Origin of the sequence: Proteus terrae, assembly GCF_003144325.1 — a bacterium.
In the GTDB taxonomy this organism is placed as follows: Bacteria; Pseudomonadota; Gammaproteobacteria; order Enterobacterales; family Enterobacteriaceae; genus Proteus; species Proteus terrae.
This window is the reverse complement of the sequence record NZ_PENS01000001.1, coordinates 1-13,375: the sequence shown is the minus strand read 5'-3', so window position 1 is coordinate 13,375 and position 13,375 is coordinate 1. Positions and strand designations below refer to the sequence as shown.

Below are 13,375 nucleotides of genomic sequence, written 5' to 3'. Positions count from 1 at the left end.
TTATTAATAAATTATTAATACCAGTAATCGTAATTATGTATTTAGTCTAAAACAAATCCTAAATTTCTTAATTATATTAAAAATTAACTTTATTCTTATTGAAAAAATATAGCCTGCTATATTTAGTGTATTAATCTTCATAGAGCGTATTAATAAAATAATAATTGTTAATTTCTTATATCCCAAATGTGAACAAATCGTTTTGAATTACTTGCGGTATAGATAACAGTATGTGAAATATTACGGTGTCCCAAGTAATCCTGAATTAAACGGGTATCTCTACCTAAATCTGCTAGTGCATAGCCACATGCATGGCGTAGCATATGGGGATGAGGAGAAACGGATACATTAGCATCTTTACCTAAACGACGTAGTAATCCATACACCTGCTGACGTGAAATAGGTCCTGTTTTTTGGGATAAAAAGACCCATTCTGAATCAGATTCTCGCCATGTTTCCCGTTTTTTCAACCAGTTAACTAACGCTTCGTACTCCTCTTCAATAATTGGTTGCGTTGTAGATAACCCCCCCTTCAAACGCCTGACATAGAGTATCCGACTTTCCAAATCAATATCACTGAGGGTTAATCTGCATAGTTCACTAACGCGAAACCCATGTAAAAAACACATTAAAAACATACAGTAATCTCTTTCTGGATACCGTCCTTCCTTTGCTTGTTTCAAAATAGAATTGATCTCAAAACGTGTAAGAAACTTACGTTGCTTCATTTTTTATAACCTTTTCAATGAGATAACAAGGAACAAAAGTCAATTGTTGCATCACTATAACAAGTAATATGCATCAATAAAGAGTTGTGTTTTTTTTATGCTTTCACTTTTACTTGTTAATTTTAAACAAGTTTATTGAAAGTTTATTTATTTTGGGAAAATGAAAGTTATTGATTGGAAAAGTGAAAAACGAACAGAGATAGGAATTCAGGCATCTTTAGAGAAATAAACAGAATACACCAAATTGTTTACTATTATTCTCTGGCTTCTCACTTAAGTCAAATTTAATGTTAACCACAGATCTAATATTAATTAACATATTGATATTTATCATTATTTTAAAAAGCAAACATGATTGGTTACTTTGTTTAAAATCCAGAAATAAATTTTTTTACTTTTTTCACAAATTATAGTATTTGCACTTAGAATTATAAACTCTTTTTCTGGCATTTAAAGATTGATTATCTAAATACATTCGATTTCGAGATGAAAATTTTTAACAAAACAATTTGGTGTATTTTGTTTCTAACGATATTTAATTTCGTTTTGGACGGACATAAGTATACCAAAATTCAAAAACTCAATAAATGAGTCATTCAATTAGGAATAATTCAATCCTAATGAATTTATTATTTTTAATGTCTTCGTCCTTTATATTTTAGGAAACAAAAAGATGAAATTAAATAAATTAGCGTTAGTTCTTGGCTTAGGTTTATCTGTTGCTGCGGGTTCTACATTTGCTGCTGATCCAGTAAAAGATCAAGGTCACGGTACAGTTAAATTTGTTGGTTCAATTATTGATGCTCCTTGCTCAATTACTCCAGATACAGAAAATCAAACTGTTCCATTAGGTCAAATTTCTACTGCTGCATTAAAAGATGGTGGTCGTAGTAATTCTCGTGACTTTAAAATTTCTTTAGAAAATTGCACAACTGAAACTTATAAAACAGTTCAAACAACCTTCACTGGTTCAGAAGATGCAGACATTTTAGCTGGTTCTTTAGGTATTGAAGGTATCGCTAAAAATGCTGCTGTTGTTATCACCGATGCGGGTGGTAAACAAATCAAATTAGGTACACCAAGTGCAGCTCAAAACTTACGTGATGGTAATAACGATCTGAACTTTGCTGCTTACTTACAAGGTTCTTCTGCAGAAGCTGCTGTTCCTGGTGACTTCACTGCAATCGCAACTTTCGCACTGACTTATCAGTAAGAAAAAATAAGTTCTGTACAGGGATGTACAGGGCTTTTTTTCCTGTGTCTATTTTTAACGATTTTTTTCTTACGGAGAAAAATATGAATCGCAAGATGACACCACTATGGCTATGCCTTATTGCCAGCTTACTGACAACAACAGCAGTAGCAAGTGATGTAAAACAAGATAAAAACATGCATCAGCGATTTGGGGTACTTAATCTTTCAGGCTCGATCTTAGAACCATCTTGTACGATTGCTGCGGGAAGTGGTGAACAAGTTATTCCACTGACAATGGTTTCTATTCCGATGCTGGTGACTGAAGGGCAAGGACCTATCGAGTATTTTTCTATCAGATTAACGGAGTGTACGCTAATTGAACAAAAAGGTCAGGAAGCGGACAACCCTCGTTTTATTGCAACGTTTGAAGGTCCCTCTAACGAGAATGGTAATTTTGCACTCACTGGTGAAGCGAGAGGTGCGTCATTAGCTATAGCTGATCGTTATGGCAGGCGAGCAATTCCGGGTAAGCCATTACCCCCTGTTGGCATTGACTCTAAATCAATGGCATTACTTTACCAAGCGCGAATAGTCAAAAATAACGAAATACCAAAAGCTGGAAATTACCGAACAACGCTGCGATTTAAGCTGGAATACTATTAAATGGATCGGGTTGGATAACTTATGGTTAGAACATTCAAAACCGTTGGTTTAGGGACGGAAAAAAAGAAAAAACAACATACTATTCGGCCTGTTGCTGTACTGATCTATTTAATTCTTACTGGCGCCTCCAGTATTTCAAGTTCAGCTTTAGCAAATAGTAATATTGAATTTAATGCTGATATTTTGGATCTAAAAGATAAGCAAAATATCGACTTATCAGATTTCTCTCGCGCTGGCTATATTATGCCCGGCCGATATGAGTTTGTTATTCGTGTGAATAATAATGAACTCCCTGAACTTTATAATATTAGTTATGTAGTGCCTGCCAATGATCCTAAAGGTAGTGAGGCTTGCTTACCGCCTGAATTGATCCACCAAATAGGGCTCAAACCTGAATGGGCTGAAAAAGTGAAATATCAAGATAATGGAAGTTGTCTTGATATTTCTTCCATTCCCGGAATGACGGTAAATGCAAGTCTGGGAAATGGCAATCTTATTCTTACTATTCCTCAAGCGTATCTTGAATATTCAGCGCCAAATTGGGATCCACCTTCTCGTTGGGATCACGGTATCTCAGGAGTACTTTTCGATTATAACGTCAATGCTAACGTAACAGATCCCGCTAAAGGGAAACAGCGCCAACAAGTTACAGGCTTAGGAACCGTGGGAGCAAACCTTGGTGTTTGGCGTTTTCGTGCCGATTGGCAAGCAAGTTATCAGCATACAACGGGTCTTCCTGATAGCACTGAAAATAGTTGGAAATGGAACCAGCTTTATCTTTATAGAGCGATCACGCAATTAGGGGCTCGCTTTGTAATGGGGGAGACTTACTCACGCTCTGACATTTTCGATAACTTCCGTTTTACCGGGGTTAATTTGTCTACGGATGACAATATGCTGCCACCTAACTTAAGAGGATATGCCCCTGAAGTAACGGGAGTAGCAAAAACGAATGCGAAAGTAACGATTAGCCAGCAAGGTCGTGTGATCTATGAAACTCAGGTTGCTCCCGGGCCGTTTCGTATTCAAGACATCAATGATGCAGTGAGTGGCAAATTAGACGTGCGTGTTGAAGAGCAAGATGGATCTGTTCAAGAATTCCAAATGGATACTGCAAGTATTCCTTATTTAACACGTCCGGGTCGAGTCCAATATAAATTATCTGCGGGTAAACCGTCAGATATGAACCGTAATACGGAAGGCCCTATTTTTGGTATGGGTGAATTCTCATGGGGGATCAGTAACGGTTGGTCACTTTATGGTGGTTCATTAGTATCGGGAGATTATAACTCGGTTTCTGCCGGTATTGGTCGTGACCTAATGGCGCTGGGTGCAATCTCTTTTGATGCGACACATTCTTGGGCCAAAATTCCAAGTGATAATAAGCGTTATCACGGTGGCTCTTATCGTTTAAGTTACTCAAAACGTTTCGAACAAATAAATAGCCAAGTGACATTCGCCGGCTATCGATTCTCCGAACGTGACTTTATGAGTATGAATCAATATTTAGATCGTCGTTATCGTGGTGGTGAAGAAGATAACAATAAAGAGCTTTATACCATTATGTTTAGTAAGCAGTTCCCTGAATGGGGGTTGAGTGCTTACTTAAACTATAGTCATCAGACTTATTGGAATAAGCCTAATAATGATAATTATAACTTGTCATTAGCCAAAACGATGGATATTGGTAGCTTCAAAAATATCAATCTCAGTCTGTCGGCGTTTCGCAATAAATTTAATGGCACCAATGATAATGGTGTTTATATGAATGTCAGTATGCCTTGGAGCGATCGCGCGACCATTAGCTACAACACTGTGATTAATAAACACGGTAATTCACATAATGTCAGTTATTACGATCGTATTGATGACAATAGTAGTTATCGTGTTGGTGCTGGTTTAAGTAGTAACGGTAAACCATCCGCAGATGCCTATCTCATGCATTATGCTGATACCGCCTTAGTGACCGCCAGTGCGAGCCATATTAATGGCGAGTACACATCAGCCACATTATCACTACAAGGTGGGGCAACACTAACACCAAAAGGTGGTGCATTACACCGCACAAGTCGTATTGGTAGTACTCGTTTACTTATTGATACAGATGGTATTTCTGATGTACCAGTGAAAAGTATCGGCGCGATTACTCGTACCAATGCTTTTGGTAAAGCGGTACTGCCTGATATCAATGATTATTACCGCAGTAGTGCCAGCATCGACCTTGATCAGATGCCAGATAATGCTGAAGCATTACGTTCAATTCAACAATTAACCCTAACAGAAGGTGCAATAGGCTACCGCCACTTTGATGTGGTATCGGGGCAAAAAGCCATGGCTGTCATTCGCTTACAAGACGGAACTTATCCACCATTTGGTGCCAGTGTCACAACTGAGAAAGGGCGTGAGCTCGGTATTGTCAATGATGGTGGAAATGTCTATCTGACGGGGATTAATAGTGATGATGTATTGAGTGTGCGTTGGAATGGTCAAGAGCAGTGCAAAGTCCGTATTCCAACATTAGTTGAAGGATTATTTATGTCTTCTTTATTACTGACTTGTAGTGATGGAGACGCAACACCTTCGACAATCAATCAAAGAACTGAGCCCTTACCTAAACCTCAACTGATTACACAATAAGGTTAGGAAAGAAGGGAAAGATAAAAATAATTTCAGACAAAAAGAGTAATTCAAAATGATTTTATCAAAGCGCTTATTCATTGTAACAACCACTTTATTGACTGGAATGGTCTTTACTAGTCAAGCCCTTGCTGCGATTGCTTTAGATAGGACGCGTGTCATTTTTAATGGTGCAGATAAATCTATTAGCTTAAATGTCAGCAATCAAAACAAAGAGCTCCCTTACTTGGCTCAGGGCTGGATGGAAAATGAAAATGGAGAACGTATTGACAGCCCATTATTAGTTTTACCTCCAATTCAGCGTATTGAGCCGGGTGATAAAAGCCAAGTAAAAGTACAGTCATTACCAGATATTGCCAAGTTACCACAAGATAGAGAAAGTGTTTTCTATTTTAACTTGCGTGAAATTCCACCTCGTAGTGATAAACCTAACGTGTTGCAAATTGCATTACAAACACGAATTAAACTGTTTTATCGCCCAGCATCAATTTACGCCACACAAACGGATCTCACTCATCCTTGGCAGGAAAAAATCACCTTAATAAAGAAAGGTGATCGTTATGAAGTGAATAACCCAACACCTTATTACGTGACATTAGTGGATGGGTTGACAGGATTACAAGGAAAAAGTCTAGATGGTTTTGAACCGATCATGATTGCCCCTAAAAGCACAGGAACGATAAATCTACCTATTTCTGCGTTTGGCTCATCACCTGTACTCAGTTACATCAATGATTACGGTGGACGCCCACAGATGAAATTCACCTGTAATGGCAATGAATGCAAAGTCACAGAAACATCAGCAGGAAACTAAATAGGCCTATTTTATGAAAATGGAACAGCGGTTTAGCCCAAGCAAAGCAGTGTTGATTCTTATTTTGGCAACGTTTACTGGAGGCCTAAGTTTTACTGCTGTTGCGAATTTACCCGCGAGATCGGTGAAAGATATTATTCCGGGCATTGTTTATATCAATATTTCAGGGAATGTCATTGCGCCACCACCTTGCTTAATTAATGACGGCAAAATGATCGAAGTTAATTTTGGTGAGGTGATGAGTACACGTATTGATGGTGTTCGCTATAAAGAGCCTATCCACTACACTGCGACTTGCCAAAAAATGCCAACCAATGCGATGAAAGTTTATGTCACGGGTAGTGCTACTGGCTTCGATTCAAATGCGCTACAAACAAATATTACAGGATTGGGGGTACGTATTCTATATCAAGGAAACTTATTAGATTTAGGCAAAGCGGTGAATTTTACCTATCCCAACTTACCTGAATTAGAAGCTATTCCTGTTCGTGATCAGAATGAAGCCTTAGTGGGTGGTGATTTTGTCGCAAGTGGCACACTGCATGTGGATTATCAGTAAGAGGTCAGAAGATGAATAAATTAAAGTACATGTGTCTGATTGCATTACTGAATTCTTATTCTGTCATGAGCGCAGACGCACCTAATATGAAATTGTTTGGCACTTTATTAGTGCCGCCACCTTGTGTCATCAGTAACAACGAACTGATTGATGTCTATTTTGGGCACAACGTAGGTATTCATAAAGTAGATGGCATTAACTATACCGAATCAGTGAATTATCGATTGGTCTGTGATCCAAATTTAAAAGGTTGGGATTTAGGGCTTTCTATTATTGGTCCTAAAACACAGTTTGATGAAGCTGCGCTACAAACCAATATTCCTGATTTAGGTATTCATCTCACACAAGATGGTAAGCCTTTTAAATTAAACGAGCGTATTGCGATATCACCCGATAATCCACCTGTGATCCAAGCCGTACCAGTTAAAAGACCGGGTAGCACTTTGCCTGAAGGTGCATTTGAAGTTTCAGCAACACTGCTTGCTGAATACCAATAGGAGCGTATTGATGAATATAACAAGATTATCGATCCCGTTCGTATTGAGTCTGGCCACATTTATGGGATTAACATCAAACGCTTTCTCTGCACCAGACAATATGCGCTTTCACGGCATATTGGTCGATGAGCCTTGCACTATAAAGCCCGGAGACGAAACCGTTGAGTTAGATTTTGGCAATATTCCAGACAAAAACCTTTATGCGTATCAAAGAACACCAAGCAAGTTGTTTCAAATACGCTTGTCTGAATGTGACTTAACGATTGGTAAAAGCGTCAAAATCACCTTTAAAGGCGATGAAAATCAAGCCATGGCAGGACAAGGTTTTTTAGCGATCAGCCCAAGCAGTCAAGCTGCGGGTATTGCTGTTGGACTGGAATCCGAAAATGGAAATGCGCTACCTGTTAATAAAGAAACAGACAAAATGTCATTAAGTGCGGATGACACAATTTTAAATTTTTATGCCTTTATTCAAGGGGAGCCGGATGCGATTGCTAACCAGTCCATTAAACGCGGCCCATTTAGTGCAATAGCCACATTTCATTTGAATTATGACTAATTATTAGGGTTGAGGTTTTTTATGTCCATATTAAAGCGATTTCCGGCTTTATGTATTGCAATCGGTTTGCTGTTTTCGGCACCTGCGATGGCATCCATCTTTTCTTATATAACCGAATCAACTGGAACACCAGCAAATGCAACCTATACCTATGTTATTCAACGCTGGGATCCTGAAGATCCTTACACCCCAAATCCTTGTTATGGTTGGAGTAAATGCTGGATAACCATTAACCATAAACATGATGCTAATGGTTCTCCAGGATCTGCGGTAAGAAGTATTGTCCGTGTTGAAAAAGAGCGTTATTTAGCTGGCGTTCGTGATGCGGTAATGCGAATGGAAAGTTTTCCAATACAAGGCACTGCTCGACATGTTGGTGATCCACTTACCTCAAACCAAGAATGTGTCGGGTTATTTTATGAATCTAAGGAAGGAGGTTGGTCTCCAAATGGGCGTTTATTACCAGGATCACTATGTGGTATTGCGCCACCACCAGTAGGTGCCTGCAAAATAACAGAAGGCGCTGTAAACCTAAATTATGGCGATATTGATGAAGTGAGTTTAGAAAATGCAACACGTGCTCAAAATATTAATGTCACTTGTAACTTGGCAATGAAAGTTCTAGTTATCGCATCAGGCTCAGACAGTGGCCGAGTACCACTGCGACCTGATAATAGTCTTTATGCCGATTTGTTTCTTGATAATTATCCTGGTGAAAAAGGTACTGTAATTGATGTTCCTGCAAATGGAACCATACCTGTAGAGGTTAAATCAGTTTTACATACCAATGGTCGCGTTGCTCCAGGATATTTCTCTGGAATTTGGTAATGTTCCTGACAAAACATTTTATATTGGTTCTGGAAGAACAAATAGCCAAGCATTTCAAATTCATCTATCAGAATGTGATCTTTCTCTTAATAAGAAAGTAAGAGTGACATTTAGTGGTACTGAAAATCAGGCAATGATAGGGCGAGGTTTTCTTGCATTAAGTGCAGGAAGTCAAGCTGAAGGTATTGCTATTGGCTTAGAAAATTCTGATGGTACTCCACTACGGATTAATCAGGAAACCAGCAATATCGCCTTAAATTCAGGGGATTCGATTTTAAGGTTCCGTGCATTTATACAAGCAGAGCCGAATGCTATTGCAAATGAATCAATAAAACGAGGTCGTTTTAGTGCAATAGCCACATTCCATCTGAATTATGATTAATCTTTACGATTGAGGTTAATATGTTTACCCCAAAACGATTATCAGCATTATTTATATTTAGTGTGATGATGTTATTTTCAACATCATCAATGGCAGCAATTTTTTCTTATATTACGGAATCAAAACCAGTAGGGCATAAGAATGATGGTGCTAACTATACCTTTATTATTCAACGCTGGGACCCTGAACCTCCTGGTGCATTAAATCCATGCTATGGATGGAAAAAATGCTATATTACTATAAATCACAGACACCAAGCTGATGGTTCCGGTGGTTCAAGAACAAAAGTTATTCTTAGAGATGCTGAAAAATATAGAACCATGGAAGAACTGCGCATTGCAGTTCTCAATAGTGGGAGATTACCATTACCTTATGGCCCGAGTGTTGCGAAGCATAGAGGTGTTCCTCTTGATACTCTTCAAGAATGTGTGGGCTTGTTCTATCAAGAAAGTTCAGGAGGGATTGCTGATGATGGGCGTTTATTACCGGGATCATCATGTGGTATTGCCCCTCCACCTGTAGGTGCTTGCCAAATTATCAATGGTTCCGTGGATTTGGATTATGGTCAAATTAATGAGAATGAAATCGAGAACGCCCGTCGTTCACAAACGATCCATGTTACCTGTAATAAAGATATGACAGTAAAAGTCATTGCAACGGGTATGGCGAGTGATCGCATTTCTTTACGCCCAGATAATAGTTTATATGCAAACTTATATTTAGGATCCCTTAATGGGGGCGAATATCCCGGGGAAGACGGCGCAATTATTTTTGTTCCCAAAGGTAGAGCAACATCAGTAGCAGTCAGTTCTGTATTGCACACTAATGGCCGTGTCGAGGCTGGATTCTTCTCTGGTTCTGGTGCACTTATTTTAACATTGCCATAATAGAGAGAGAATAGGTTAAAGCATGATGGATTATGATCTTATAGACATCAATGTGAATGAGCTAGTTGGAAAAAGAATACAGAGAAAACGTAAAGAGCTTGGTTATACTGGCGGCCACATTGCTGATAAATTGGGAATTAGCCAACAACAGTTCTCACGTTATGAACGCGGGTTAAATAAAATAGACTTGAGTTACCTTGTGACATTGGCGGTCTATTTAAAAACCCCCATTCACTGGTTTTTTGAAGATTGCTTTCACGTTGAAGAAGAAATTGAAGATAGACGTGCAAGTAAGTGCATATATTTTATAGCAGAAACTACGCCAGATGTTATCTTCTAATCAGTAAATATTTTCTCATTAATTGATAAATAAAAAGGGCAATTTATTATTGCCCTTTTTATCTTCAAAATATCAATGATATTGTCCTCTTAAAGATTTTTTTTGTAATATTTCTTTTTCTTTCCTCAGATCATCAACTCTTCATTCTACGTATAGTCGAACGTTCAATATCTACTGTAAAATTAGTTGTTTATGTTACAAATAATCTAAAGTTTTAACCTATCCTGACCATTTATTCGTCATTGTTTTCCCTTTTATAGTAATTACAACCGTTACTATCAGGTTTATCTGAGTGTTTAATCGTTTCTGACTATTAATTAATGGCATTTTTAATCAGAAAAGGTTAATAAATAATCAAGATAATGTTAAAAAATGTTATCTTATGCACATTTTTTAATTTTAGATATTATAAATTAATTTTAATGTAAGTTGTTTGTAATTGTATGATTAATTTTTAACTAATTGTTTATTAAGGTTAAAAATATTTTATTTAACAATTTTATCCTGATTATTATCTTAAATAAGGCATTTATAAATAGGATTAACAGATAGTCATAATAAAAAGGGTTGTGTACTGTGCATTTTCTGTTTTTTTATAAAAAGGATAAATGATGCAAACAAAAAAACAGGGAGGCAGTCGCTTTCTACGCACAGTGGAATGGCTAGGAAATGCGCTACCCCATCCCGTTATTTTATTTATTATTTTAATTGCTATTTTACTTGTCTCTTCGGCGGTTGGTGAATACTTCGGTGTTACGGTACAAGATCCCCGACCAGAAGGCGCCAAAGGACGCGCAGAAGATGGCTATATCCATATTATTAGTTTGTTAGATGCGGATGGTATTCGTCGTATATTGGCAAATGTCGTTACAAACTTTACTGGATTTGCACCTTTAGGTACGGTGCTGGTGGCGTTATTAGGTGTTGGTATTGCTGAACGAGCAGGTTTATTATCTGCGGTGATGCGTTTAGTGGTCATGAAAGCACCGCGTAAAATGACCACATTGGCAATTGTCTTTGCTGGTATTATGTCTAATACTGCAGCTGAATTAGGTTATGTGGTACTGATACCGTTATCAGCGATTATCTTCCATTCGTTAGGGCGGCATCCTCTTGCTGGTTTAGCAGCTGCGTTTGCAGGGGTTTCAGGCGGTTATTCCGCTAACCTACTCTTAGGAACGATAGATCCGTTATTATCGGGTATTACACAGCAAGCTGCGCGTATTATAGATCCAACCTATATCGTTGGTGCTGAAGCAAACTGGTACTTTATGTTTATCAGTACATTCCTTATTACTTTCTTAGGTTACTTCATTACAGAAAAAATCGTTGAGCCTCAACTAGGGCCTTATAACGGTAACGAACTTGATGATGAAGAAAATGATTTAAGGAATGCTGCTGAAGTTACGCCACTAGAAAAGAAAGCACTATGGGCTTCAACAGGGACATTTATTGTGATGGCCGTGATTTTGGCGCTAACGGTTGTTCCTGAAAATGGCATATTGAGAAATCAAGAAACAGGGCTAATTGGTAATTCTCCTTTCTTAAAATCTATTGTTGTCTTTATTTTCTTATTCTTTGCAATACCAGGTATTGTCTACGGATGGATTGCTAAGACAATGCGTACAGATAAAGACATCGTTGATGCTATGGCGAATTCGATGAGTACGCTTGGCCTTTATTTAGTGATTATTTTCTTTGCGGCTCAGTTTGTTGCGTTCTTTGGTTGGACAAACATCGGTCAGGTTATTGCTGTTAAAGGGGCTGCGCTACTTAATAGTATTGATATGCCAAGTGGATTGCTGTTCTTAGGCTTTATTTTAATCTGTGCTTTTATTAACTTAATGATTGGTTCGGCATCGGCACAATGGGCTGTGACAGCACCTATCTTTGTACCAATGTTAATGCTTGCAGGTTATGCGCCAGAGACAATCCAAGCGGCATATCGAATAGGCGATTCTGTCACTAATATCATTACACCTATGATGAGTTATTTTGGTTTGATATTAGCAGTCGCAACAAAATATAAGAAAGATACAGGCATTGGTACCATGATCTCTATGATGTTGCCATATTCCGTGATTTTCTTAATTGGTTGGTCATTATTGTTCTATTTATGGGTGTTTGTATTCAATTTACCAGTAGGGCCTGGCTCACCAACATACTACTCTCCAACAGCAGGTTAATTCTCTGCAATGATTGAAGCTTATACAGGGATGTATAGGCTTTTTCTATTTTGATATTTCATTATTTTTGTTCGGTTTCTTTTTTATGATTTACCAATTTTTTTGTTAATTGTGTGGCATAGTCTGCATGTAAAAATTGGGTATCTAAACCTGCTTGTTGCAATTTTAGCTCAAGTAATGCCAAACGCTTTTGCAGTGTTTCATCTTCTATTCCCGTTTCATTTAACGTACTTAGGATTTCCGCTAGAGATAAGGCTTCTTTTCTATCTTGCATTTCAGGTGGTAAAAAACCAGCATTCTTTAATAAGTGATAGCTTGCTCTGAGTGACTCAGGAACATGGCTATTATCATCAAGGATCAGTGGTTTTCCTTCACCTTTTAGTGATGAAAGTTCCCCTTTTTGTAACGCTTTTTCGATATGGCGTTCAGCCCACTCATCTAAAATAGACACTTTAAACCTCTTTTTTAGTAACTATCGCAATAGAAAAGATCACCACAAATTAAATTGACTTGCTTAGATTATATAATTTGATATTATATTTTTATATTATATATATAAATATATTGATAGGGGATCAAAAATGAGCAAGTACAAAGAAATAGTAACAGACATTGCAGGTAACATGGGGGTATTGTCTCAAAATATTCCAGAAGTGATGAAAGCGTTTATGAGTACGACAAAAGCGGGTGGTAAAGAAGGCGCTTTAGATGCAAAAACAAAAGAATTGATCGCCATTGCAATTGCTGTTGCGAATCGTTGTGATGGTTGTATTGGATTTCATACAAAAACACTTGTAGAGCTTGGCACAACAGAACAAGAACTTGCTGAAGCATTAGGTGTTGCTATTTATATGGGCGGTGGCCCTTCAGTTATGTATGCATCCAACACCATGGGCGCTTTTAAAGAGTTTAGTAAATAAGATTTTTATCATCATATAATTAAACAACGTAATCAAAAACCAGAATTAGTTCATTCTGGTTTTTTTTTATTATGGCTTTAGCCAGTTTAAGTCGCGCTAGCGTCTTAAACATAAAACCACCTGCTTTGCAGGTGGCGTTCAAGGGTTATACCAAGAAAAACACCTTTCCGTTACGATATAG

Annotated in this window: 15 protein-coding genes; 13 read left to right on the top strand and 2 right to left on the bottom strand. The window is 37.8% G+C overall.

Annotation, left to right across the window (positions count from 1 at the left end):
* Positions 1-167: 167 nt before the first annotated feature.
* Positions 168-728: a phase variation DNA invertase MrpI gene (mrpI, locus tag DK857_RS00075; protein WP_109393350.1), complete on the bottom strand. Its 561-nt coding sequence runs from the start codon at positions 726-728 to the stop codon at positions 168-170.
* A 673-nt stretch (positions 729-1,401) separates the two neighbouring features.
* On the opposite strand from mrpI, the gene DK857_RS00070 reads away from it, so the two are divergent.
* The 12 genes from DK857_RS00070 to DK857_RS00015 all read left to right on the top strand — a co-directional run bounded on the left by DK857_RS00070 (position 1,402) and on the right by DK857_RS00015 (position 12,274).
* Positions 1,402-1,941: a fimbrial protein gene (locus DK857_RS00070; RefSeq protein WP_109401246.1), complete on the top strand. Its 540-nt coding sequence runs from the start codon at positions 1,402-1,404 to the stop codon at positions 1,939-1,941.
* 83 nt (positions 1,942-2,024) lie between these two features.
* Positions 2,025-2,585, top strand: coding sequence for a fimbrial protein (locus DK857_RS00065; protein ID WP_098944003.1), 561 nt, complete (start codon positions 2,025-2,027; stop codon positions 2,583-2,585).
* A gap of 21 nt (positions 2,586-2,606) precedes the next feature.
* On the top strand, positions 2,607-5,222 hold the full coding sequence (locus DK857_RS00060; RefSeq protein WP_109401245.1) for an outer membrane usher protein: 2,616 nt from the start codon (positions 2,607-2,609) through the stop codon (positions 5,220-5,222).
* A 55-nt stretch (positions 5,223-5,277) separates the two neighbouring features.
* Complete coding sequence (locus tag DK857_RS00055; protein WP_109401244.1) at positions 5,278-6,036, top strand: fimbria/pilus periplasmic chaperone; 759 nt, start codon at positions 5,278-5,280, stop codon at positions 6,034-6,036.
* Between the two features lie 13 nt (positions 6,037-6,049).
* On the top strand, positions 6,050-6,595 hold the full coding sequence (locus DK857_RS00050; protein ID WP_109401243.1) for a fimbrial protein: 546 nt from the start codon (positions 6,050-6,052) through the stop codon (positions 6,593-6,595).
* Positions 6,596-6,606: 11 nt separating this feature from the next.
* Entirely contained in the window at positions 6,607-7,092 is a 486-nt protein-coding gene (locus DK857_RS00045) for a fimbrial protein (protein WP_023581062.1), read from the top strand.
* Positions 7,093-7,102: 10 nt separating this feature from the next.
* Positions 7,103-7,651, top strand: coding sequence for a fimbrial protein (locus DK857_RS00040; RefSeq protein ID WP_109393353.1), 549 nt, complete (start codon positions 7,103-7,105; stop codon positions 7,649-7,651).
* 21 nt (positions 7,652-7,672) lie between these two features.
* Positions 7,673-8,479, top strand: coding sequence for an MrpH family fimbial adhesin (locus DK857_RS00035; protein ID WP_109401242.1), 807 nt, complete (start codon positions 7,673-7,675; stop codon positions 8,477-8,479).
* Complete coding sequence (locus DK857_RS00030; RefSeq protein WP_109401241.1) at positions 8,439-8,861, top strand: fimbrial protein; 423 nt, start codon at positions 8,439-8,441, stop codon at positions 8,859-8,861. Before DK857_RS00035 ends, DK857_RS00030 begins: the two co-directional genes overlap by 41 nt.
* Positions 8,862-8,881: 20 nt before the next feature.
* Positions 8,882-9,748 (top strand): MrpH family fimbial adhesin, encoded by an 867-nt coding sequence (locus DK857_RS00025; RefSeq protein ID WP_109401240.1) that lies wholly within the window; start codon positions 8,882-8,884, stop codon positions 9,746-9,748.
* A 22-nt stretch (positions 9,749-9,770) separates the two neighbouring features.
* Positions 9,771-10,088, top strand: coding sequence for a helix-turn-helix domain-containing protein (locus DK857_RS00020; RefSeq protein ID WP_109401239.1), 318 nt, complete (start codon positions 9,771-9,773; stop codon positions 10,086-10,088).
* A 611-nt stretch (positions 10,089-10,699) separates the two neighbouring features.
* Positions 10,700-12,274, top strand: coding sequence for an AbgT family transporter (locus DK857_RS00015; protein ID WP_109393363.1), 1,575 nt, complete (start codon positions 10,700-10,702; stop codon positions 12,272-12,274).
* Between the two features lie 61 nt (positions 12,275-12,335).
* On the opposite strand, the gene DK857_RS00010 is transcribed toward DK857_RS00015, so the two are convergent.
* Complete coding sequence (locus DK857_RS00010; protein WP_109401238.1) at positions 12,336-12,725, bottom strand: DnaJ family domain-containing protein; 390 nt, start codon at positions 12,723-12,725, stop codon at positions 12,336-12,338.
* A gap of 130 nt (positions 12,726-12,855) precedes the next feature.
* On the opposite strand from DK857_RS00010, the gene DK857_RS00005 reads away from it, so the two are divergent.
* Positions 12,856-13,194 carry a carboxymuconolactone decarboxylase family protein gene (locus DK857_RS00005; RefSeq protein WP_109393365.1) on the top strand — a complete coding sequence of 113 codons (339 nt, stop codon included), beginning with the start codon at positions 12,856-12,858 and terminating at the stop codon, positions 13,192-13,194.
* The last annotated feature ends 181 nt before the right edge of the window (positions 13,195-13,375 follow it).